General features: G+C 51.9%; 17 protein-coding genes. 5 read left to right on the top strand and 12 right to left on the bottom strand.

Annotated elements, in window-relative coordinates; translation table 11 throughout:
• Positions 1-11: 11 nt before the first annotated feature.
• The 8 genes from gabP to ACLJRE_RS00420 form a co-directional block, all read right to left on the bottom strand.
• Positions 12-1,412 (bottom strand): GABA permease, encoded by a 1,401-nt coding sequence (gene gabP, locus ACLJRE_RS00455; protein WP_000531288.1) that lies wholly within the window; start codon positions 1,410-1,412, stop codon positions 12-14.
• A 130-nt stretch (positions 1,413-1,542) separates the two neighbouring features.
• Positions 1,543-2,826 (bottom strand): 4-aminobutyrate--2-oxoglutarate transaminase, encoded by a 1,284-nt coding sequence (gene gabT, locus ACLJRE_RS00450; RefSeq protein WP_001095565.1) that lies wholly within the window; start codon positions 2,824-2,826, stop codon positions 1,543-1,545.
• 14 nt (positions 2,827-2,840) lie between these two features.
• Positions 2,841-4,289, bottom strand: coding sequence for an NADP-dependent succinate-semialdehyde dehydrogenase (gabD, locus tag ACLJRE_RS00445; protein ID WP_001176532.1), 1,449 nt, complete (start codon positions 4,287-4,289; stop codon positions 2,841-2,843).
• A 21-nt stretch (positions 4,290-4,310) separates the two neighbouring features.
• Entirely contained in the window at positions 4,311-5,579 is a 1,269-nt protein-coding gene (gene lhgO / locus ACLJRE_RS00440) for an L-2-hydroxyglutarate oxidase (RefSeq protein ID WP_023212485.1), read from the bottom strand.
• 25 nt (positions 5,580-5,604) lie between these two features.
• The gene (glaH, locus tag ACLJRE_RS00435; RefSeq protein WP_023212486.1) at positions 5,605-6,582 is read right to left on the bottom strand and encodes a glutarate dioxygenase GlaH; all 978 of its coding nucleotides are present in this window, start codon (positions 6,580-6,582) and stop codon (positions 5,605-5,607) included.
• Positions 6,583-6,884: 302 nt separating this feature from the next.
• Entirely contained in the window at positions 6,885-8,399 is a 1,515-nt protein-coding gene (locus ACLJRE_RS00430) for a tripartite tricarboxylate transporter permease (RefSeq protein WP_000382034.1), read from the bottom strand.
• A 10-nt stretch (positions 8,400-8,409) separates the two neighbouring features.
• Complete coding sequence (locus tag ACLJRE_RS00425; RefSeq protein WP_077905333.1) at positions 8,410-8,844, bottom strand: tripartite tricarboxylate transporter TctB family protein; 435 nt, start codon at positions 8,842-8,844, stop codon at positions 8,410-8,412.
• Between the two features lie 11 nt (positions 8,845-8,855).
• The gene (locus ACLJRE_RS00420; protein ID WP_000744413.1) at positions 8,856-9,833 is read right to left on the bottom strand and encodes a Bug family tripartite tricarboxylate transporter substrate binding protein; all 978 of its coding nucleotides are present in this window, start codon (positions 9,831-9,833) and stop codon (positions 8,856-8,858) included.
• 154 nt (positions 9,834-9,987) lie between these two features.
• Here ACLJRE_RS00420 and tctD point away from each other — a divergent pair, with 154 nt between their 5' ends.
• The 3 genes from tctD (at position 9,988) to ACLJRE_RS00405 (ending at position 13,210) form a co-directional block, all read left to right on the top strand.
• Complete coding sequence (gene tctD / locus ACLJRE_RS00415) at positions 9,988-10,662, top strand: transcriptional regulator TctD (protein ID WP_001237934.1); 675 nt, start codon at positions 9,988-9,990, stop codon at positions 10,660-10,662.
• Entirely contained in the window at positions 10,649-12,064 is a 1,416-nt protein-coding gene (locus ACLJRE_RS00410) for a sensor histidine kinase (protein ID WP_000872340.1), read from the top strand. Before tctD ends, ACLJRE_RS00410 begins: the two co-directional genes overlap by 14 nt.
• Positions 12,065-12,196: 132 nt before the next feature.
• The gene (locus ACLJRE_RS00405; RefSeq protein WP_001059351.1) at positions 12,197-13,210 is read left to right on the top strand and encodes a HoxN/HupN/NixA family nickel/cobalt transporter; all 1,014 of its coding nucleotides are present in this window, start codon (positions 12,197-12,199) and stop codon (positions 13,208-13,210) included.
• A gap of 721 nt (positions 13,211-13,931) precedes the next feature.
• Here ACLJRE_RS00405 and ACLJRE_RS00400 read toward each other — a convergent pair.
• Positions 13,932-14,828, bottom strand: a complete 897-nt coding sequence (locus tag ACLJRE_RS00400) for an antimicrobial resistance protein Mig-14 (RefSeq protein WP_000701508.1) — start codon at positions 14,826-14,828, stop codon at positions 13,932-13,934.
• A gap of 293 nt (positions 14,829-15,121) precedes the next feature.
• On the bottom strand, positions 15,122-16,051 hold the full coding sequence (locus tag ACLJRE_RS00395; RefSeq protein WP_000178742.1) for a VirK family antimicrobial peptide resistance protein: 930 nt from the start codon (positions 16,049-16,051) through the stop codon (positions 15,122-15,124).
• A 517-nt stretch (positions 16,052-16,568) separates the two neighbouring features.
• Between ACLJRE_RS00395 and pipB2 the strand changes: the two genes are divergently transcribed.
• Positions 16,569-17,621 (top strand): type III secretion system effector PipB2, encoded by a 1,053-nt coding sequence (gene pipB2 / locus ACLJRE_RS00390; RefSeq protein WP_023212488.1) that lies wholly within the window; start codon positions 16,569-16,571, stop codon positions 17,619-17,621.
• Positions 17,622-18,663: 1,042 nt separating this feature from the next.
• Positions 18,664-20,838 carry a TonB-dependent siderophore receptor gene (locus ACLJRE_RS00385; protein ID WP_410957288.1) on the top strand — a complete coding sequence of 725 codons (2,175 nt, stop codon included), beginning with the start codon at positions 18,664-18,666 and terminating at the stop codon, positions 20,836-20,838.
• 41 nt (positions 20,839-20,879) lie between these two features.
• On the opposite strand, the gene ACLJRE_RS00380 is transcribed toward ACLJRE_RS00385, so the two are convergent.
• Entirely contained in the window at positions 20,880-21,815 is a 936-nt protein-coding gene (locus ACLJRE_RS00380) for an alpha/beta hydrolase (protein ID WP_023212490.1), read from the bottom strand.
• A gap of 31 nt (positions 21,816-21,846) precedes the next feature.
• Positions 21,847-23,091: an esterase family protein gene (locus ACLJRE_RS00375; protein WP_001239927.1), complete on the bottom strand. Its 1,245-nt coding sequence runs from the start codon at positions 23,089-23,091 to the stop codon at positions 21,847-21,849.
• Positions 23,092-23,161: the final 70 nt, after the last annotated feature.

Raw genomic sequence — 23,161 nt, 5'->3', positions numbered from 1 at the left:
GCCGGGAATAACTAACGTAGGTTTTGCAGGGGGGCTTTTTGCCACCTTATCAGTTTTTTCCAGCGAGACATAATGGGGACAGTACCTATTATGCCCAGCCCTAACAGCCCCGTCGAAATGACTTCTAGTTGCTGTGCTGGTCGAAATAGCATCACCACCAGAACAAAGCAGATAAAGCCGATAACCAGCCAGGTGAGCCACGGATAAAGCCACATTTTCAGCTTAATTTCTCCGCCCTGCGCCAGCAGAATTTTACGCATCCGCAATTGCGAAATCGCAATCACCAGATAGACCAGCAGCGCGATGGCGCCAGAACTGTCGATAAGAAATTTAAACACTTTTGCCGGGGCGTAATAATTGACGACAACGGTTAAAAAGGCCGCGCCGGTAGAGAGGAGAACCGCCACCCAGGGCGTTTTGCTACGGTTAGTTTTTCCCATTATCGCAGGCGCATCGCCGCGGCGGCTAAGGGAATAGAGCATCCGGGACGCGGTATATAATGCGGAGTTCAGACAACTGGTCACCGACAACAAAATCACGCAATCCATAATGAATTTTGCGTGCGGAATATGAAGCAGCTCCAGTACCGAACGGTACGAACCTACACTTTTCAGACCCGGCATATTCCACGGGATCAGCGCCACCACCACAAAAATGGAACACAGGTAAAAGATGGAAATTCGCCAGATAACAGAATTGGTGGCGCGTACGATATGTTTATCCGGCGTATCGGATTCCGCGGCAGCAATAGTGACGATTTCCGCGCCCATAAAAGAGAACATGGTGATCAACATGGCGCTTAACACCGCGCCGAAGCCGTTAGGCATAAAACCGCCGTGATCCCATAGCCGGGAGATACCGCTTACCTCGGCATATGGATAAAAACCGCTAATCGCCGTCGCGCCCAGCGCGATAAACGCCAGGATAGCAATCACTTTACATAGCGCCAGCCAGAATTCGAATTCGCCGTAATTTTTGACGCTCAATAAATTGCTTCCGGTTAAGGCAAGCGTAATCACTAATGAAAATAGCCACACCGGAATACCCGGTATCCATGAATTCAGAATAATGGCGGCAATATTGGCCTCCAGCGGAATAACCAGCACCCAAAACCACCAGTATAACCAGCCGATGGTATACCCGGCCCAGGGGCCGATCGCTTTATCCGCATAGGTGGAAAAAGAACCGGTATCCGGCGTGGCGACGGCCATTTCAGCCAGCATTCGCATAATCATGACGACTAAAAGTCCTGCGAACAGATAGGCCAGCAGTACCGCAGGGCCGGCCTCCGCAATCGCCACGCTGGAGCCGACAAACAGGCTGGCGCCGATGACGCCGGCGATCGATAACATGGTGACGTGGCGTGATTTCAGCCCGCCCCCTAATGCATGTGATTCTGACAATTGCCCCATCCTAAAACCTCTTTATTGTTATTGCGCTCGTTTACCGGATGGCGCCTGGCTTAATTCGGCCTACAATCGAAACGGTTTTTGTAGGCCGGATAAGACAGTTACGTCGCCATCCGACGCTGCTTATTGGACATTACGCTTGTTTCGCCTCATCAAAGCACTGGGCGATAATCTCCAGGCCTTGCCGAATCTGCGAGGCCTCAATAGTGAGTGGAACGAGGATGCGCAAGATGTTGTAGTAAGGACCGCAGGAGAGCAGAATTAACCCTTTCTCGCGGGCGCGGGCCACAATGTCGGCGGTCAGAGCCGCGTTCGGTTTGCCGGGGTCGCCATTTTCGAACAACTCAATGGCGATCATGGCGCCCAGTCCGCGCACGTCGCCAATCTCACGGTGCGTTTCCGCTATCTCCATCAGGCCATCGCGCAGCGTTTTGCCAAGCGTATTTGCCTTTTGCAGTAGATTTTCCTGCTCGAAAATGTCCAGTACCGCCAGCGCGGCGGCGCAGGCAATCGGGTTTCCGGCATAGGTGCCGCCCAGACCGCCCGGCGCGATAGCGTCCATCACGTCTGCCCGGCCGGTAACGCCTGCCAGCGGAAAGCCGCCGGCGATCGATTTCGCAAACGTGGTAATATCTGCCGCAACGCCCATCTGTTCCATGGCGAACAGCGTACCGGTCCGGCCCGCGCCGCTTTGCACTTCGTCGGCAATCAACATAATGCCGTGTTGGTCGCATAGCGCGCGCAGTCGCTGCATAAACGCGGGAGAGACGGCGTAAAATCCGCCTTCGCCCTGTACCGGCTCAATAATAATGGCGGCGATATCTTCCGGCGCGGCATCATTTTTAAAGATGCGTTCAATGCTGGCGATCGCGTCGTCGTCGCTGATGTTGTGTAGCGGGCAAGGATAAAGCGCGCGGTAGACATGGCCTGGCATCAATCCCATACCAGCAGAGTACGGGTGTACTTTCCCGGTCAGAGAGAGCGTGTAGTGGGTACGACCGTGGTAAGCGCCGCTAAACGCGATAGCGCCGCTGCGTTTTGTCGCCGCGCGGGCGATTTTCACGGCGTTTTCAACCGCTTCTGAACCGGTCGTGACCAGCAACGTTTTTTTGGCGAAATCGCCCGGTACCTTCTGGTTCATGCGTTCGCACAACGCCAGATACGGTTCATAGGCCAGCACCTGAAAACAGGTATGCGACAATTTCTTCAGCTGCGCTTCGACCGCTGAAACAATGCCCGGATGTAAATGACCGGTGTTCAGGACGGCAATGCCGCCCGCGAAATCGAGATACTCACGGCCTTCGACATCCCAGACCCGACAATTTTCCGCCCGCTCGGCGAAAATCGGGTGAATCTGGCCCACGCCGCGAGGAACGGCGTTATGACGGCGCTGCATTAAAGCGTTATTGGTATTCATTAGCGACTCTCCTGTTAAAGGCCGATGCACATATATTTGATTTCTAAATAATCTTCGATGCCGTATTTGGAACCTTCACGGCCTAATCCGGAGGCCTTAATACCGCCGAAAGGCGCGACTTCGTTGGAGATAATGCCGGTATTAATACCGACGATGCCGTATTCCAGCGCTTCGCCGACGCGGAAAACGCGGCTTAAATCGCGAGCATAAAAATAGGCTGCCAGGCCGAACTCGGTATCGTTAGCCTGCCTGATGACATCCGCCTCGTCGCTGAAGCGGAACAGAGGCGCGAGTGGCCCGAATGTCTCTTCTTTGGCGACTTTCGCGTTATCAGGGACATCCGCCAGAATGGTCGGTTGAAAGAAGTTGCCGCCCAATTTGTGCGCTTCACCGCCCGTAATGACGCGGGCGCCTTTTTCCAGCGCGTCGGCGATATGCTCCTGGACTTTCGCCACGGCTTTTTCATCAATCAGCGGCCCGATAGCGACGTCGGCTTGCAGGCCGTCGCCGACCGCGAGCTTATTTACCGCCTGGTTGAGTTTTTCCGCAAAACGATCGTAAACGCCGTCCTGAACATACAATCTATTGGCGCAGACACAGGTCTGCCCGGCGTTGCGAAACTTCGAAGCCAGCGCGCCTTCGACGGCTTTATCCAGATCGGCATCGTCAAAGACGATAAACGGCGCATTGCCGCCCAACTCCAGCGACACTTTTTTAATGTCTTTGGCGCATTGTTCCATTAGCTGGCGGCCAATCTCCGTCGAGCCGGTAAACGACAGTTTGCGTACCAGCGGGTTGCTGGTCAGCTCGCCGCCGATATCGCCTGCCGAACCGGTAACGACGTTAAATACGCCTGCGGGAATTCCGGCGCGCCGGGCCAGTTCCGCCAGCGCCAGCGCGGAAAACGGCGTCTGGCTGGCGGGTTTGAGTACCATTGTGCAGCCTGCGGCCAGCGCGGGGCCGGCTTTACGGGTGATCATTGCCGAGGGAAAGTTCCACGGGGTAATCGCGGCGGTGACGCCGATGGGCTGTTTAATCACCAGCAGCCGTTTATCGGCCTGATGACCTGGAATCGTGTCGCCATAGATACGTTTCCCCTCTTCGGCGAACCATTCAATAAACGAGGCGGCGTAGCTAATTTCGCCTTTCGCTTCCGCCAGCGGTTTGCCCTGTTCCAGCGTCATCAGACGCGCCAAATCGTCCTGATGTTCCATCATCAGATTGAACCAGCGACGCAGGATATTGGCTCGCTCTTTGGCGGTGAGCGCGCGCCAGGCGGGCAGGGCGCGATTGGCGGCGTTGATGGCGTCGCGCGTCTCTTCCGCCCCCATTTTGGGCACATTGCCGAGCGGTTTCCCGTTGGCGGGGTTGCTCACGGGGATGACATCGCCGCCGCGCGCGTCGCGCCAGTCGCCATCGATAAAGGCCTGCTGGCGGAACAGGGTAGAGTCGTTAAGTTGCATAATTGCTTCCTGTCTGAAGGGTTAACGGGTAAATGCGGCGTGTAGTGCGTCCACGCTGCGTGCCGCACGCAGCGTACGTCCGGGGTTGCTCTGGCTTTCGCGTAGCGCCTGAACTTTGCTGACGATATGCGCGCCGATAGGTATCGCTGATGTCGCCGCCGGGGAGGGGGCGTTACAGGTGTGAATGGAACGCGGCGTCGTGACAAACAGAAAATCATCAATCAGTTTGCCGTCCGGCGAAACCGCCTGCGCCCGCACGCCTGCCGGCCAGGGCTGGAGATCGTTGACGGTCAGGCTGGGGCAATACTTTTGTACTCGCCGCAAATAGCCGCTTTTGCACAGCGAGTTTTTCATCTCGCCCAGTCCGGAAAGCAGATGGTTTTGCAGTACGCGGCGAATGCCGGCGGAGCGGAAAATCTCCAGGGTGTCGGTGAAGGAAACGTCGCGCTTACGGTAGCCTTCGCGTTTAAGCGCCAGCACCGCATTCGGCCCGACCGTAACGCTGCCGTCGATCATGCGGGTAAGATGGACGCCGAGAAACGGCATTGCTGGATCGGGGATCGGGTAGATCAAATGGTTAACGATCCGGTTGTGTCGCGGGGCCAGACGAAAGTACTCGCCGCGGAAAGGGCAGATAATAAAACCGGGCTCCACGCCCAGCATTTTGACCAGCCGATCCGCCATCAGCCCTGCACAGCCGATAAGCGTAGCGGTTTCGATTTCCCGACCTTGCGAGGTGCGAATGACAACGCCAGCGGCATGTTCTGTTAGCGCGCTGACCTCGGCATGGTAGATGATCTCGCCGCCTTTGGCCTGAAAGCGGTTCGCCATGGCCGTCGCGACATCGCGATAGCTGACAATCCCGCTGGAAGGGACAAAAATCCCGCCCAGGCCAATGATATTGGGTTCGCGTTCACGCAGTTCCGCCGCGCTTAACCACTCGCGCTCTAAGCCGTTGGCCGCCGTCCGCTCCCATAGCGCGCGCATCCGCGCCATTTCCAGCTCCGAGGTGGCGACCAACATTTTGCCGCAGGTGTCGTAGCGGATGTTGTTTTGATCGCAAAAGGTTTTGGTCGCCTGATTGCCTGCCAGACAAAACCGCGCTTTGAGGCTGCCGGGCGTGTAGTACACCCCGGCATGGATCACGCCGCTGTTATGCCCGGTCTGGTGGCAGGCTGGCGCGGACTCTTTTTCCAGCAACGCGATGCGCGCATCCGGGTAAACATCAATAAGTTGCATGGCGGTCGACATGCCGATAATGCCGCCGCCGATAATCACAAAATCATACATCCGCGTAATTCCTTCGCCGTGGCGCTTATTGGTGAGTTTGATAATGGCTGGCGGCGTAGGCGAAGTAACCGCGCTGGCGCATCAGTTCGCGACGCAAGTCAGGATGCGGCGTAAAACGATCGCGTCCATGTAGCCAGAACAGATTGTTAATCAGCAGGAATTTGCCGACCGGTACCGGTACGGAGAGGATGTTTTGACTGGTTTCCAGCGCGTCTGAAAGCTCGCTGAGCCAGACGCCTTCTTCAAAGTCTTTTGGCTGGACGAACTGGTCGATATAACGCATGACCGGGCGGCCTTGTTGGTCGACATCAAACACCGGGTGCCAGACGTCATGGCTAACATTCTTGCTTGGCGGCGCCGCCCAGCGCATGACGCGACGCGCCAGCGGATGGGTAAAAAACGACTCCAGATGTTCCCAGTCATCAAGGTGCAGCAGCAGCGAATTACCGCCTTCCATATTTTGTTCGTCGATTTTCATCATCAGCACGTAGTCGGTCACCTCCTCAACATAGGTGCCGTCATTGTGCAGTTCCATTACGCGGTGGGGCTGGCGCAGATAACTGTCGGAGTTGTCGACGTTTTTGACCACGAAACGCGCGTAATACTGGCCGCTCATCGCATCGTAGTTGGAGCGACCAATAAGATGCGCCACCGCCGTCGCCAGTTTGACCATCTCTTCTGCCTGTGCGACATCATCGATCCCTTCGGCGCTGATCAACAGCGCGCCTTGTGCACGGTTGAGGAGCGTTTTGATCAACAGCGGTTGTAGCTGATTGCCGCACAGATCGTCGAGGATCTTGCCGATTTTAAAACGTAAGAAAGATTTGTATTCCAGCGCCTGCACCGGCCACTGCGCAACCTGATGGAGAAATTGTCTTGTGGTATCCGCCGTAAACGTTAACGCCAGCAGGCGCGGCGACTGCGCCGAAGCGGCAAGGGTGAAACCAGTATGGCGTTGGGCTAAATCATCTGTGTTCGCTTTTACGGCAGTCAGTGCATTCATCAGAATCATTCCTCTCGGTAGATGGTCAGGGAGACATGGCGATGCTCATTTCGTAGCCATAAATTAAAAATATCGACATTTTTCAGGAACGCGTATGAAATAACCGCCTTTGTTTAATTATTGTGATCAAAAACAACAAATATTTAACAATGCGAAAGGTGAGGTTAACGGCGCCACGAGCCTGACAACGGCAAGAAGGGGTGTAAAATGAGCGAGTTATGGGGAGAGTGATGCTGGCGGGGTTGCCCGGCCTGGCACATGAGCGCGTAGGCCGGACAAGTACAACGTATTTCAGCAGTCAATTAACCGGCGTCAACCTGCGGTTTACGGCTGTGTTTACGGATCAGACGTAACACTGGCGGTACGACAATGACCATGATCGCCATGATCAGCAGGGCTTTGGCAACGCCGCTTTGCCACAAAATCGCCATATTGCCGTTACTGATAGAGAGTGCGCGGCGCAGGTTCTGCTCCAGCATTTCCCCCAGTACGAATCCCAGGATCAGCGGCGACATGGGGAAGTGCATTTTACGTAAAATGTACCCTAACACGCCGAGCGCGACCATCAGCACCAGATCGAAGGTGGTGCTGTGTACCGCATACACCCCTACCGCCGATACGGCAGCGATGGCGGGTACCAGGAACCACAGCGGAATGGTGAGCATACGGGTGAACAGACCGATCAACGGGATATTCATGATCAGCAGCATCACGTTCGCAATCAGCAGCGCAGCGATGAGTCCCCAGACGATATCCGGCTGTTCGGTGAACATCGCCGGGCCTGGCGTGATGTTGTACAGCGTCAGCGCCCCCATCATCACTGCCGTAGTGCCGGAACCGGGAACGCCCAGCGTCAGCATCGGGATGAAGGAGCCGCAGGCAGAGGCGTTGTTTGCCGCCTCCGGCGCCGCGACGCCGCGAATATCCCCTTTGCCGAAGCTATCGCTGTTGCCGCTGAGTTTTTTCTCGGTCATATAGGTAATGGCGCTGGCGATGGTCGCCCCGGCGCCGGGCAATACGCCGACAAAAAAGCCGATTACCGAAGAACGCAGGGTGGTGCCGATACACTGCGCGCCTTCTTTCAGGTTGAACAACATTCGACCCGTTTTGCGGACCATTGTTTGCCCGCTGCTGGTATGTTCCAGCATTAAAAGTATTTCTGATACCGAGAACAGGCCGATCACCACGACGATAAACTGTACGCCGTCGGAAAGATGAACGCTGTCAAAGGTAAAGCGATAAACCCCGGTGTTGGCGTCCACGCCGACGGTCGCAAGGCCAAGACCGATCAGCGCTGCCAGAAATGATTTAAGCGGGTTTTGCGCCATCATGCTGCCAAGACAGGCGATGGCAAAAACCATTAAGGCGAAATATTCCGCCGGACCGAAGGCCAGCGACCATTGCGCCAGTAAAGGGGCAAACAGAATGATGCCGCCGATAGCGATTAATGAACCGAAAAATGAGCTGACTGCGGAAATCGACAGCGCTACGCCGCCTTTCCCTTGCTGTGCCATCGGGTAACCGTCCAGCGCCGTCATGATCGCCGCCGCATCGCCGGGGACGTTGAGCAATATGGAGGAGATCCTGCCGCCATACTCACAGCCAATGTACACCGTCGCCAGCAGAATTAGCGCCGACTCCGCAGGCAGATGCAACGCAAAGGCCAGCGGCAGTAAAATTGCCACGCCGTTGATCGGTCCCAGGCCCGGCAGCAGACCGACGATCGTGCCCACGAAGCAGCCAATCAACGCGATAACCAGGTTTTCCGGCGTCATCGCCACCGCAAAGCCCTGAGAAAGATATATCCAGGTATCCATCGTTGCTCCGTTAACTCAGCCAGGCGCCGAGAGGTAAGGTGACATCAAGCAGCCGGTCAAAGGCATACCACAGCAGAATGCCTAATACCGCGCCGGAGATACCCGCCGCTGGAATCGTGGCGCCGAACAGCATCCCGATAACCATGGTGAGAAGCGCGGTGGCGATGGGAAAACCCAGCCATTCGAATCCCCAGGCATACATCAACAGGATGATGATCATGGTAACTAGCTTTTGCAGAACATGGCGGCGCGGCCAGCTCACCGTGTCGGGATGGCGCAATAACAGCGCCAGCGCGCAGAGCGCCATCAGGCCGATAATCCCCAGCGGAAAAGGGCGGGGGCCGACGGGTTCATAGCTGTATTCGCTTTGGATCTGCCAGGCGATGAATAGCCCGGCAATACAGAGCAACAGCCAGATACCCGCAAAGATACGATCGCTCATCATTGCCTCCGCGATTATTTCGCGAGTCCGAAGGCTTTCGCCTGTTCACGGTAATCAGTAACCTGTTTTTTCACGTAGTCATCGAGCTGCTGGCCGGTCATGTCGAACTCAAACAGGCCGCGCAGATCGCGCTGCTTTTTAAACTCGTCGGTTTGCTGAAGCTTCTTGAAGGTATCCACCCACCACTGGTAATCGGCATCGCTGACTTTGGGCCCGACGTAGAAGCCGCGAATAATCGGCCACACCAGGTCGTAGCCCTGTTCTTTAGCGGTAGGGATATTGGCAAGCTGGCCCGGCAGACGATTTTCTGAAAAGACGGCAAGCACGCGGATTTTGTCGCCGCCCAGATAAGGCACCATTTCACTGAGATCGCCGGAGACAACCTGAACATGGTTGCCCATTAATGCCGTCACCGGCTCGCCGCCGCCCTCAAAGGCAACGTAGCGCATCTTGTGCGGGTCGACGTTCGCCTTTTGCGCCAGCAACGCCGACTTCATCCAGTCCTGGCTGCCAATAGAGGCGCCAGCGCCAATGACCACGCTGTTGGGATCTTTTTCCATCGCCGTCATCAGATCTTTCAGCGTTTTCCACGGGGAATCCGCACGCACGGCGATCATGCCGTAATCAGTGCCCACGCTTGCCAGCCAGCGCACATCATCCACGCCGTAGCGACCAAATTTCCCCTGCGACAGGTTGAGCAGCGAACCGCCGGAAAAGGCGACCACAGTCCCGGGTTCGCCAGGGCGTTGGGCGACTATCGCGTTATAGGCCACAGCGCCGACGCCGCCGGGCATATACGTTACCCGCATGGGTTTCTCGATTGCGCCAGTCTCCAGCAAACTCACCTGAATCAGCTTACAGGTAAGGTCGAAACCGCCGCCAGGTTTGGCTGGCGCGATACATTCCGTTCGCGACGGCGCCTCCTGCGCCAGAACAGAGGTACTCATTAATAAAATGCTTGCAGTAAGGGTACGAAGTAATTGTTTTTTCATTTTTTATCCTCACGCCGGACGTCCGGATTTTTCAGGTTCGGAAGAAGATTTTTGTGATTATGTGAGCCGACATGTAGCAGTTCGGTTGCGTGATTGTTAAAACAATAACCTTTCAATTCCCTTTCAATGCGGCAGAAACTTTACAGGATGTGATATGCGTCTCTTATTGGCGGAAGATAACCGTGAGCTGGCTCACTGGCTGGAGAAAGCGCTGGTGCAAAACGGCTTTGCCGTGGACTGCGTATTTGACGGCCTGGCGGCTGACCATCTTCTGCACAGTGAAATGTACGCGCTGGCGGTGCTGGATATCAATATGCCGGGAATGGATGGACTGGAGGTGGTGCAACGGCTGCGTAAACGCGGTCAGACCTTGCCCGTTTTGCTGCTCACGGCGCGAAGCGCGGTGGCGGATCGCGTAAAAGGTCTCAACGTCGGCGCGGATGACTATCTGCCGAAACCCTTTGAACTGGAAGAGCTGGATGCCCGTTTACGGGCCTTGCTCCGACGCAGCGCTGGGCAGGTTCATGAAGTTCAGCAACTGGGGGAATTGATCTTTCATGATGAAGGGTATTTTCTGTTACAGGGACAGCCGTTAGCGCTGACGCCGCGTGAGCAGGCGCTCTTAACCGTATTGATGTACCGACGAACGCGGCCGGTTTCGCGTCAGCAGCTTTTTGAACAGGTGTTCAGCCTGAACGATGAGGTAAGCCCTGAAAGCATCGAACTTTATATTCATCGACTGCGTAAAAAACTCCAGGGAAGCGATGTACGAATTACGACGCTGCGCGGCCTGGGTTATGTGCTGGAGCGCGGCGATGAAGTGGGTTAAGCCGCAATCGTTGTACCTGCAACTCTTGCTGTTCCTGGGGTTGCCGCTGATTCTGCTATGGGGGCTGTCGGCGTTTAACAGTTATGTCAATGCGCTACAGGCCGCCACTCAGGCTTATGACCGTACGTTGCTCTCCTCGGCGCGAACGGTATCGGAACGGCTGGTGGTGCGCAATAACCATCTGGAAGTTAACGTGCCCTGGGTGGTGCTGGATAGCTTCGAGCTTAATATGAATGATCGGCTCTATTACAAAGTCGTCGACCCTTCCGGAAAGGTTATTTCCGGTTATGACGATCTGCCTGCCATGCCGCCCGCTACGCCTCGTACCCGGCTTTATCCGGCGCTGGCGTGGTTCTATCATACCGAGTATCGCGGCGAGGCGATCCGCGTGGCGCGTTTGCTACAGCCGGTCAACGAAGGCGGCATTATCGGCATGGCGGAGATTTATGTCGCAGAGACGCTGCAGTCCCGTCGTTATCTGGCGGGCCAACTGCTGTTCTCTTCCTGGATCTCACAGGGGCTGCTGGTGTTGCTGACCCTGGTGCTGGTTGGCTGGTTATTACGCCGGATCCTGCGCCCTATGCGTCAACTTTCGTCATTAATGGTACGCCGCGAACCGGGTCTGTTAACGCCGCTGCCGGAACTGCTGCCGTGGTCGGAAACACGCTTGTTAATCGTGGCGTTTAATCGCTACATTGACAGGCTCCGCGGCATCCTCTCCCGGCAGGAACGCTTTAGCGCCGATGCTTCTCACCAGTTAAAAACGCCGCTGGCGGTGTTAAAAACGCAGGCGGCGGTGGCGTTAGCCAGCCAGCACCCTCATCACTGGTACGAAAGTCTGCAGGCGATGAGCGTAACGCTGGATAGCACCATTCAGCTCACGGAAAGATTGTTGCAACTTTCTGCGGTAAAGCATAAAGAGCAGGGCGAGCGGCGTTTTTCCCCGGTGAATCTGTACGATATCGTACAGAGCGGCTGTTTTACCCGCCTGGCGCAGGCGCGGAGTAAACATATCGACCTGGGCTACGAAGGCGAACAGGAAGCGATGTGGATCGAGGGGGATGAGGTACTGCTTAGCGAGCTGTGCGGAAACTTGCTGGATAATGCGCTGAAATACACGCCTGAGCAAGGCATCGTCACCGCGCGGCTTGAACGGGATAGTGATGCCGTGACGCTGGTTGTCGAAGATAGCGGCCCCGGTATTGATGATGAACACATCCATCTGGCGCTACAGCCGTTCCACCGGCTCGATAATGTAGGAAATGTGGCCGGGGCGGGCATTGGTCTGGCTTTGGTCAATGATATCGCACGCCTGCACCGTACTCATCCCCATTTTTCCCGTAGCGAAGCGTTGGGAGGGTTATACGTTCGGATACGCTTTTTAAGCCTTGTTCCGCAGTAATGCGCACAAATGTGTCAGCGGTAAAGCACGTTTACAAAAAGTCGCATCTTGAGGTGTGACGTTTTAATCAAATGATCATACATTCCCCCTACAAACCGTAGCGTTAATTAAAAATATAGTGGGTGCAGGGGCATGAATAATCATACTAAACGACGGGGAATAGCATTAACCGTCTTTCTTGTTGGGGTTAACATCCTGGCCTGGATTTGGGCGTTCTGTGTTTTTCATCACCATGCCGTCATGCTAAGCGCAGCCATACTGGCGTATAGCTTTGGGCTGCGTCATGCGGTTGATGCCGATCATATCGCAGCCATCGATACCGTCACCCGTAAACTGATGCAGCAGGGTAAAACGCCTTTAGGCGTGGGGGCGTTTTTTTCATTGGGTCATTCGACCATTGTCGTTCTGGCATGTCTGGCGATTGTTGTGACGTCGATGGCATTTCGCGATCGTATTGATGTTTTGCATCAATATGGTTCGTTGATTGGTACGGCTGTTTCCGCTTTTTTTCTGCTGGCGATGGCCCTGCTTAACCTGTTTATTTTGTTCAACGTCTGGCGGCAATTTCGCTCGGTTACCCGCGGCGAGTCAGTGAGGGCGCATGACGAGGCGATACCTGGCGGGCTGATGACGCGTATATTTCAGCGTACGTTTCGTTTGGTCACTTCCAGTTGGCATATGTATTTTGTCGGTTTTCTGTTTGGTCTGGGATTTGATACCGCAACCGAGGTTGGGTTGCTGGGCATTTCCGCTTCAGCAGCTAACCAGGGGCTATCTCTCTGGTCGATGATGATTTTTCCTGTGCTGTTTACCGCCGGGATGGCGCTGGTGGATTCCCTGGATAACTTTGTCATGGTCGGCGCTTACGGTTGGGCTTTCTCGCATCCATTACGTAAGCTTTATTATAATATGACCATTACCGCCGCATCCGTCATTGTCGCGCTGGCGATTGGCGGGCTTGAGGCGCTGGGGTTGATTGATGATGCGTTACAGTTAAGCGGAACATTTTGGCAGACCGTAAGCACGCTTAACGATCATATGGGGAATGTGGGCTTCTGGGTAGTGGGCGCTTTTGTGCTATTCTGGCTGCTCTCGTTGTTGAATTATCGCTGGCGCGGCTATGATAAAATCACCCTCAATACCTGATTGATTTCTGTAAAAATAACATTTCGGCAGTGGTGTCATATCATTGCCGAAGCATTTTATCTCCTGAGAGTATATTCTTCCCGGTAAGTGCGTTATTTTTCATGCTTGCCTTTCGTTATCAATTTAAGCAATCCGATATAACATACAATACCAAAAATAATAATAACAGTTGTATACCCAAGAATCAGCCAGTCTGCATGTGTCATAATATAATCCAGTTATCAGGTATCCCGTGTTAAGGCGATCTTTAAGCCTGTTGTCAGCAAGAACCACTGTACCCGTTCAGTGCTGTTGACAATAACGTATTGTTTATGCACAAGAGCGTTGTTACAAATAACGTATGCATTGAGCATAGACCCCACCCGCATTTTTGTAATGCCATAAAGCAAGGCTACACCTTTAATCTACTGACGGTATGCCAGGCCAGAAGAGATAAAATGGTGGTTGTCATCATCATCTGTTCCTGACGCCAGGTTAATGACACACACATATGAAAATGTATAACCGCTGCACGCTTTTTAGCACGTTATCTGTAACATACCGTGTTAATCAATTCCATAAAACCGAGTATAGTGTAAGTGAATTTCGAGTAATTGTCATTATGATTATATGGTGGTTAACTTATTTTTTAAATTCTGATTAAATTTTAGTTTTTTATCAGTTCATCAGGATTTATGAAAAATCTGGACGTAAAAAACATATTTACGTCCAGGCTTTCTTTTTAGCAAATCGATTTCCCGGTAAAATAGGGGGTCGACCACATGCGCTTATATTCCCATTCAGGCTTTAGTATGCCGATGGAAAAAAGCAATTTTTTTTGTCTTTCCTGGCAGTAATTTCTGGCGCGGCTAATATTTAGCCACATTAGTATGCTGCCGGGACTGAGTGGCCTGCACTCATTTTTAATTGCACCATTAGATACGTCAAAGTAGACGTTCATCTGGCTTTCAGATTTCAGTACGATATCAAATGCACAGGGTATCCCTTCAATATAAAGAATATGCCCAAACAGAAGGTGATGCAGTTGACTAAAAAAGTTGGCAAGGTTATCAGCGGGATAGCAGGATGAAGTATTGCCGAAACGAGACCGAAATAACTCGATAAAAATATGAGTCAGTTCATCAGAAGAACAATCAGCAACGCTTTTTACACTTCCGCCTTTTTTAAGAAATCGCTGATATTCATTACGGCGTGTTTTTTCAAACTTAGAAGAGAACGCTTCTTTGACCAGACAATTTTGTTTTTTTCTGGTGAGTTTCCATATGGCATTGCGTATTTGTGGCTGATGTAACGCCGAAAGTCGGTTAGTACGATCGGGTAAGAAGCAGCGTAAATCTGGTGCCATCGGAATAAGTATCTCATCTGACGATAGCGGGAAGGTTCTGCGCGTCAGGATGCCAATATTCTGATCATTACAAATAAAGTAGGCGCCTTTAATCTTATCATCTTCTTCATAGTGGAAGAATTTAAAATGCCAGTTATGGCGCTTCATAAAATAATCAACAATATCTGGGTGCATATTGATACTACCGCCGTATTGCGCAAACACCTCCCGGTATAGGGTAAAGGAAGACGGCTGCCAGCGGGTTAATATACGCTTAACTTCTTGTATTTTCACCAAAACTCCTGACTTGGCTTACTGAAAATTCTATTTTGTATTATTTTTTTGCTTAACCAAATAAAAATGTGACAAATGTTTAGCTTGTATTTAATGGTTAACATGCTAATCGATGACGTTATGGTGAAGGGAATAAGATTAAGATGTTGATCATAGCATGAGTGAAAGCGACGGTTTAATGCCGCGCTTTTCACTCGCAAGCCATTCTGTATTTAACCATCCAGTAGCGATACAGATTTCAAAGAGATCCGCTGAACGGTAGCAGGATCTGCACATCCGCGTATGAAATAGTTCTACCGGGAGAGGCTGTTAACCTCTTGTATTATTGTATCCAGAATATGATAGCGTTTCCGATACTCTGCGCGTTTTTTGCTGGGGATACTTTCAGGCGCTTTACGCATCACCTGTGATGGCAGATGATATAAGGCACCTTTCTTAACGCCGTTTAGCGACTCCCAGAATTCACTATAGCTGGCCACAAAAGTTTTTTTCTTCTGGAATAAGTACCTGAGTTGACGATAAACATGGTTGTTTTCACTTACCGCATAAATCTCGTCGACATTACAGGCCTGCATCAATGTCGCAAATGCTTCATACAGCATCCGTTTAGGAAAGAGACCGTAACAATCTTTGGTGGCGTTACGTATGACTTGTGGGCCGATATGTTTACTGGGCCCTTGTAACCCGGCAACCAGCGCTATTTGCTTCCCTTCATGGCGGATAAAGGAAAATGATAAACGTGCCAACGGCGTATCATTGAAGCACAGCGTTAATGTCAGCTCACCTTCTCTGTCATAGCCACAGGGACCGCAGTAGATATCTACCAGAGCACCGTTTTTTCCTTCCAGGTGAGCGAGTAAGATTTGTTCCTCGGACAGAAGGATCTTTTTAATTTTACTTTCCGGAAAGGACTGAACGAACTGGTAGTGTTCCAGAATAGCTCTTGCCCGGCAACGTATGCTAAGCCCGGTATACAAATAGGGCCGCTGGATTTTTGCCGGCAATAGGGGACGATGAATGATCAGCGTTCTGGGCTGAGACAGATGGCATAATTCATTGAAGTATTTAATTGTCGTTACGGGGTTAATAAGGCAACGTAATACAAATTTATAGCGAAACTTACGCTCTCCCCAGCGTTTATGGCGATAAGGCGTCTGCGCCATGACTTCTTTTAACATTAATAATGGATTATATCTTTCCATATCACTTTGCTGCATCGTCATACTACGTCCCTACTACTCGATAGACTTATAACCGAGACGGTAGCCTGATTGAGTTAAACGTAAAGGCAACGAAGAAGGCCTGTACAGACGACGTTGTTAAACAGTTTATCAATGGCAGCAATAAAACGCCTGAACACGCTTTTTAATAGATTTTCTGCTAATGAGTGGGATGAGTCCTGAACGTAGTATTAAAACGAATGCCGCGTTTATTATTTTAAATAATGTTTATACTCTAAATAATTCGAGTTGCAGGATGGCGGCAAGCGAGCGAATCCCCAGGAGCTTACTAAAGTAAGTGACTGGGGTGAGGGAACGCAGCCGCAGCACATGCAACTTGAAGTATGACGAGTATAAGCCAATATATTTATTTGGCTGGTATTGTGTAAGTCAGACAGCAAAGCACCGTGATACGTGATTATGTAACCAGACGCAAAGGGGGTATTCACCTTATCTCTAAATGCAAATCTATATGATAAATTTTATCATGTACTGTGTTGCTCTCTCTGGGAGAAAATATATGGAGCGTTCACTCGATAGTCTGGCTGGTATGGCTACATCTGCTTTTGGCGCGGGGACTTCTGCTGCTATGCGGCAAGCCACCTCTCCCAAAACCATTCTGGAATATATCATTAACTTTTTTACCTGTGGTGGGGTGCGTCGGAAAAATGAAGCACAATATCAGGAATTGATAGACACTATGGCTGATACATTGAAAAGTTCAATGTCTGACAGAGGTGCTCCGTTGCCAGAAAACATCATACTGGAGGATATGGATGGGTGTCGTGTCGAATTTAATCTTCCTGGTGAGAATAACGAAGCTGGACAAGTTATTGTACGGGTCAGTAAAGGCGACCATTCTGAGATGAGAGAAATTCCGCTTGCCTCTTTTGAAAAAATATGTCGAGCTTTACTATTCAGATGCGAATTTTCTCTCCCTCAGGATTCTGTAATATTAACTGCCCAGGGAGGCATGAATCTTAAAGGCGCTGTCCTTACCGGAGCAAATCTGACGGCAGAAAATTTATGTGGCGCAGACCTAAGCGACGCAGATTTAGGGGGGGCAGTACTGTTTATGGCGGATTGTGACGGTGCAAATTTTAAGGGCGCAAATCTATCGGGAGCATCATTAGGCGACAGTAATTTAATGAACGCCTGTCTGGAAGATAGTATTATGTGTGGCGCTACCCTCGATCGCGCTAATCTTACTGGTGCCAATTTACAACACACAAGTCTGTTAGGCTGTAGCATGGTAGAATGTAATTGTTCCGGTGCAAATATGGATCACACTAATCTTTCAGGTGCAACCCTTATACGTGCCGATATGAGCGGTGCGACATTAAAGGGTGCTACTATAATGGCTGCTGATATGGAAGGCGCTATCTTAACCCGGGCAAACCTGCGAAAGGCGAGTTTCATTTCTACGAACCTGGACGGGGCTGATTTGGCTGAGGCTAATTTAAACAATACCAGTTTTAAAGATTGTACACTAACCGATTTGCGTACTGAAGACGCCACAATGTCTACAAGTACACAAACACTCTTTAACGTATTTTATAGTGAAAATATTTAGCCCTACTTGACGTAAATCTGAAATAAAAGAAATGTAAGAATAACTATCTGCTACTGAATAGTAGCTGAGAGTAAATTATTTACAGTGTCTTTTATTATTACAGGAGTATGCGACGGTAAAAATATCTGAATAACCATTTCTATTTTCTCAAGTAGAACTTCCAACTAAAGCGAATTGTTTGAAAAGGAAAACGCTATGCCTGGATGTATAAGTGCCTGTTCGTGCGTTGCCAGCCCAACGCCTCCCGAGCCTAAGGGCCCCCCTAAGCCTAAGTGGATAGAGTTAAAAGGTTATTGTGTTACATGTACTCATGAGTCTGATATTCGCCCGCCTTCTGAAAGGGAAGACAGACGACAGAGAAAAATACAGGCGATTGAACTTTATTGGTTGCGGCGTCTCCTGGACGACTTGGGAATACAAGAAGGTACTTCTCAAGACACGGCAGTAAAACCCACTAACTGTGGGTTGTCATATTTTCCAGTAGCTCCTGGAGAACGAGAAACCGATGTTTGATGGTTTTCTGTCTGCAAAGCGCCTGATAAATATTACCAGGCGCTTTGTATTTTGGCACCAACATCACTTTCATCATCAAATATCGAATGACTACAATCGTATCCGATCCCACCATTACCCAGACGGAAAGTCGCTGGCAAACTGTAAGAACGGTTCGCCGTCGGCAGGGAAGCGGCGGTGAACCCTGAACCGCGCTATACCATCTTATCTGGTTGTTTATTATCATTAATGCTTTGAAAAATAATTAATTTCCTCTATTCCTGTTTTGTAAAACCTTCGTTCAGTAGGCGCATTCTGCCCCCCTTCCCGGATTACTGGCAAAGTGGAGCCCGGACAGAGAGTCATATTGCAAAATCCCGTTTCCGTTTTTTTATTACCAGATTTTTGCGGTTGAAAGATTGCCTTTTTCTTAATTGAATGATAATTATTATCATTAGCATATGATAATAATTACTATATAGCCGTAACCTGGCAAGGATGTGAGTTTGAGGGCAACAGCGCTACTTTAGACATTATTTAGGGAATGGGTATGAGAGTTAAGAAGTTCATCTGGTTAATAACCGTGGTTTCTACAGGGATTAATAGTCCATTATCAGCAGCAGAATCTACAGACGACAACGGCGAAACGATGGTGGTTGAATCCACTGCCGAGCAAGTATTAAAGCAACAGCCGGGCGTTTCGATTATTACTCGTGACGATATTCAAAAGAATCCTCCCGTTAACGATCTTGCCGATATTATTCGTAAGATGCCTGGGGTTAATCTTACCGGCAATAGCGCCTCGGGGACGCGCGGAAATAACCGACAAATTGATATTCGTGGTATGGGGCCGGAAAATACCTTAGTGCTGATTGACGGCGTGCCGGTGACGTCGCGAAATTCGGTTCGCTATAGCTGGCGCGGAGAACGCGACACCCGTGGCGATACAAACTGGGTACCGCCGGAGATGGTAGAACGTATTGAAGTGATCCGTGGGCCCGCCGCCGCGCGCTATGGCTCCGGTGCCGCAGGCGGGGTGGTGAATATCATCACCAAACGCCCCACTAATGACTGGCACGGCTCGCTGTCGCTCTATACCAACCAGCCGGAAAGCAGCAAAGAAGGTGACATCCGGCGGGGTAACTTTAGCCTTAGCGGCCCGTTGGCTGGAGATACGTTGACGATGCGCCTGTACGGTAATCTCAACAGAACCGATGCCGATAGCTGGGATATTAACTCCTCCGCCGGTACCAAAAATGCCGCCGGACGGGAGGGGGTCACCAATAAAGATATTAATAGCGTCTTCTCATGGAAAATGACCCCGCAGCAAGTCCTTGATTTTGAAGCGGGATACAGTCGGCAGGGGAATATCTATGCCGGCGATACGCAAAACAGTACTTCAAACGCGGTTACCAAAAGTCTGGCGCAGTCCGGGCGGGAGACCAATCGCCTGTACCGGCAGAATTACGGTCTAACTCATAACGGCATCTGGAACTGGGGGCAAAGCCGCCTGGGGTTCTACTATGAAAAAACCGATAATACCCGCATGAATGAGGGGCTCTCCGGCGGCGGCGAGGGGCGTATTACCAACGACCAGACGTTCACCACTAACCGCCTGACCTCGTATCGCACCAGCGGCGAGGTGAATGTCCCGGTGATATGGCTATTTGAGCAAACGCTCACCGTCGGCGCGGAGTGGAACCGCGATGAGCTGAACGATCCTTCCTCTACCAGTCTGACGGTTAAGGATAGCAATATCGCCGGGATTCCCGGTTCGGCGGCTAACCGTAGCAGCAAAAATAAATCGGAAATCAGTGCGCTGTACGTTGAAGATAATATCGAACCCATGGCCGGTACCAATATTATTCCGGGTCTGCGTTTTGACTATTTGAGCGAATCCGGGAGTAATTTTAGTCCCAGTCTTAACCTTTCCCAGGAGTTAGGTGAATACGTCAAGGTGAAAGCCGGTATTGCCCGGGCCTTTAAGGCACCGAACTTGTATCAAACCAGTGAGGGGTATTTACTCTATTCGAAAGGCAACGGTTGTCCAAAAGATATTACGTCGGGCGGCTGTTACCTGGTCGGTAATAAGAATCTCGATCCTGAAATTAGTATCAATAAAGAGATTGGGCTGGAATTTACCGTAGACGATTACCACGCAAGCGTCACGTATTTCCGTAACGATTATCAGAATAAGATTGTCGCAGGTGATAAAATTATTGGCAGAAGCGCATCTGGCGCTTATGTATTGCAGTGGCAGAACGGCGGTAAAGCGCTGATTGAAGGTATTGAAGCCAGCATGGCTGTTCCGCTGATGCCGGACCGTCTGAACTGGAATACCAATGCGACTTATATGATCGCTTCTGAGCAAAAAGATACCGGCAATCCCTTATCGATAATCCCGAAATATACGGTGAATACCTTCCTCGACTGGACTATTACCAGCGCGCTCTCCGCTAACGTCAACTGGACGTTATACGGCAAGCAAAAACCGCGAACACATGCGGAGTCGCGTAGTGAAGAGACCAAAGGATTGTCCGGGAAAGCGCTGGGGGCTTACTCACTGGTTGGTGCTAACGTTAACTATGATATCAATAAGAACCTGCGTCTTAATGTCGGTATCAGCAATATCTTCGATAAACAGATCTATCGCTCCGCCGAAGGGGCAAATACCTATAACGAACCGGGTCGGGCTTATTATGCTGGTGTGACGGCCTCGTTTTGATGGATTATGCCCGCCGCTGGCGGACATAATCTGGCGGCGGGTTAATGGCAGCGTGGTTTTTGGCTTGCCGGTTCGCGACTGATATCCAGCAATGCACTGCGAAAAGAGGCGTTAAACATGGGCCCGTGGCCCAGGCCCGGGTAATGCTGCAGGGCCGCGTTAACGCCGTTGTTCTCAAGCGTTCTCACGGCCTCCTGAACTTTTTGCAGGAGCTCGGCCATCTGGCGTTGCCTGCTATCCCCATTCGACGCTGAACCTTCCATTATGATGAGTTTTTTATGGCAGAACGGCGACGGCTTCACTGTCGTAAGGCGATTCAACAGGGCAAAATTATCCCTGCTGAGTGACGGGCTGGCGCTGTAATAGATATGAAAGAAGGATGACGACAGCCAGGAGTCCAAAACGAACAGGCCGCCATAAGAATGTCCCCATACCCCGCGCCGTTCGGGGTTGATGGTTATTCCTTGTTCCACCTGCGGCGCAATATGTCTCTCCAGTAGCTGGCGGAACGCTGGCCCGCCGCCGGTTTTACGATGAAAACGCGGGTTATTTTCACTGCCATCGCGATCGATTCCCGTCGCCGGCGTATAGTCATAAGCTCTGCCGTTAAGATCAAACGGCAGGTTAGTTTGATAGCCAATCGCCACAATCACCGGCGGCGAGTGGTCTGCCAGTTGTTTGAGCAACGCCTCCGGCAGCCTGTCCATCACTGCGTTGCCGTCCAACATATATAAGACAGGATAACCCGACGGCGGGGCGGCTTTATTGGGAATAGCGGTCCATACCCGGTAATGTCTTGCGCCATCGGCAGATTGAAAGTCATTGACCCTAAAATGGTAATATCCCGAACCTTTATCAGCGATATTCGGCCCTAATGGCTGCATATCCGGCTGCGCATAACTCAGCGCGCTAGAACAAAAACTCACTAAAAATAGCGCCATGCGATAGCACTTGTTGTGGTACTGGCGACCATACATCGGATGTGATTCCTTTTTGGCAGGTGAAGTTTTATCGGGGCAGTAGACGTAATCCGTCAATCAGCGCGCCGCGCCACCAGGCATAATCGTGACCGCCGGTGTACACGCTGCAATGGCTTTCAACGCCGGCGGCGCGCAATTTTTCATGCAACTGTTTGACCTGCGGGACCGTCGAACCTTCCAGCGATCCCACGCACAGATGCGTACGTACGGCTGGCGAGGGCGCGGATAACACATGTTCACTGACCCATGAGCGCTCTTCTGCGCTGAAATGGGGCGGGCGATTGCGGTTGTCCGGCGTCCACCACATAGAGGGGGAGTGGCTCAGCACCAGGCCGAAGTTCTCTGGCGCGTGGCGGGCCGCCATCAGCGCGGTCACGCCGCCGAGGCTTTGCCCTGCCAGCACCGTTTGTGTACGGTCCGCCCACCGCCGTTCCGGGTATTTGGCGCGAAGGGTTGGCAGCAGGCGTTCGGCAATGTCGAGCACCAGCTCGCGGCGACCGCCGAGGATTGCGACGCGTTCACGCGCGTTGATGTTATCAATGCCGAGTACGGCCACCGGCGCGATGCGTCCGCTGCGGATGGCAGCGTCAATGGCGGCACTTACCCCAAGATGGTCGAACCAGATCTCGCCATCCGTGAGTACCAGTAAGCCCAGCGGTTGTACGACAGGAACGTCAGGAAGATACAGCCGCACACGGCGACGTTGTCCGGCGAGCCGATGTTCTGAGGTGAAAAGCTGCCCGGCGTAAGCGCGACAGCCTGACCACTCCTCCTGTGCCGGGGCGTGATCCAGCGCCAGAACGGATTCCTGCGCATTGCCCCGAACATTTATTCCCGGCGTGCTGTTCAGTGGGTCCGCCTTCCCGACAAGGGAGGCGAAACGGCTTCCAAGCTGCAACACCGTCTCGTCCGGGGTTTCCGGTGGTATTTCGACCATCGTATAGGAACCGCAGTAGGATGCCGGTAAGCGAAGCGTCAGATGCCAGATATCCGTTGTGGGCAGTTGCGTCATCATACCTTTCGCCACGTTATCTTTATCGGTGACACGGTTCAGGCGGACATAAACCCCCCGCAGAGGAGAGGCGGCACGCCACAGGAAGGTGACTTCCCGTTCATCGTCTGCGTCGTTAATGGCTGTCACCAGCGGCAGCGCGAGCGAGTTTGCTTCTCGCCAGAAGTGAGAAGCGTCAACCTGGCTTCCGGCGGCGAGTTGGCGGCGAAGGCGCGTAGCGGTCTGTATAGCGACAGGAGCGACGGGCGGGCTCAGTCTCATTTTCTGTATTCCATCTCATTTATATTTCGGTCAGTATCAATAGCTAAAGCGGCTGTTACAGGAACAGCCG

Origin of the sequence: Salmonella sp. SAL04157 (assembly GCF_046551635.1) — a bacterium.
GTDB lineage: Bacteria > Pseudomonadota > Gammaproteobacteria > Enterobacterales > Enterobacteriaceae > Salmonella > Salmonella enterica.
Note: the sequence above shows the minus strand (reverse complement) of the source record. Positions and strands in the feature narration are given on the sequence as shown.

What these genes read in the sequence shown, in the direction of transcription:
- tctD (WP_001237934.1), top strand. Translation starts at nt 9,988, where the DNA reads ATGCGTCTCTTATTGGCGGAAGATAACCGTGAGCTGGCTCACTGGCTG.
- glaH (WP_023212486.1), bottom strand. Translation starts at nt 6,582, where the DNA reads ATGAATGCACTGACTGCCGTAAAAGCGAACACAGATGATTTAGCCCAA.
- pipB2 (WP_023212488.1), top strand. Translation starts at nt 16,569, where the DNA reads ATGGAGCGTTCACTCGATAGTCTGGCTGGTATGGCTACATCTGCTTTT.
- ACLJRE_RS00430 (WP_000382034.1), bottom strand. Translation starts at nt 8,399, where the DNA reads ATGGATACCTGGATATATCTTTCTCAGGGCTTTGCGGTGGCGATGACG.
- gabP (WP_000531288.1), bottom strand. Translation starts at nt 1,412, where the DNA reads ATGGGGCAATTGTCAGAATCACATGCATTAGGGGGCGGGCTGAAATCA.
- ACLJRE_RS00410 (WP_000872340.1), top strand. Translation starts at nt 10,649, where the DNA reads ATGAAGTGGGTTAAGCCGCAATCGTTGTACCTGCAACTCTTGCTGTTC.
- ACLJRE_RS00405 (WP_001059351.1), top strand. Translation starts at nt 12,197, where the DNA reads ATGAATAATCATACTAAACGACGGGGAATAGCATTAACCGTCTTTCTT.
- ACLJRE_RS00420 (WP_000744413.1), bottom strand. Translation starts at nt 9,833, where the DNA reads ATGAAAAAACAATTACTTCGTACCCTTACTGCAAGCATTTTATTAATG.
- gabD (WP_001176532.1), bottom strand. Translation starts at nt 4,289, where the DNA reads ATGCAACTTAACGACTCTACCCTGTTCCGCCAGCAGGCCTTTATCGAT.
- lhgO (WP_023212485.1), bottom strand. Translation starts at nt 5,579, where the DNA reads ATGTATGATTTTGTGATTATCGGCGGCGGCATTATCGGCATGTCGACC.
- ACLJRE_RS00375 (WP_001239927.1), bottom strand. Translation starts at nt 23,091, where the DNA reads ATGAGACTGAGCCCGCCCGTCGCTCCTGTCGCTATACAGACCGCTACG.
- gabT (WP_001095565.1), bottom strand. Translation starts at nt 2,826, where the DNA reads ATGAATACCAATAACGCTTTAATGCAGCGCCGTCATAACGCCGTTCCT.
- ACLJRE_RS00425 (WP_077905333.1), bottom strand. Translation starts at nt 8,844, where the DNA reads ATGATGAGCGATCGTATCTTTGCGGGTATCTGGCTGTTGCTCTGTATT.
- ACLJRE_RS00380 (WP_023212490.1), bottom strand. Translation starts at nt 21,815, where the DNA reads ATGTATGGTCGCCAGTACCACAACAAGTGCTATCGCATGGCGCTATTT.
- ACLJRE_RS00395 (WP_000178742.1), bottom strand. Translation starts at nt 16,051, where the DNA reads ATGACGATGCAGCAAAGTGATATGGAAAGATATAATCCATTATTAATG.
- ACLJRE_RS00385 (WP_410957288.1), top strand. Translation starts at nt 18,664, where the DNA reads ATGAGAGTTAAGAAGTTCATCTGGTTAATAACCGTGGTTTCTACAGGG.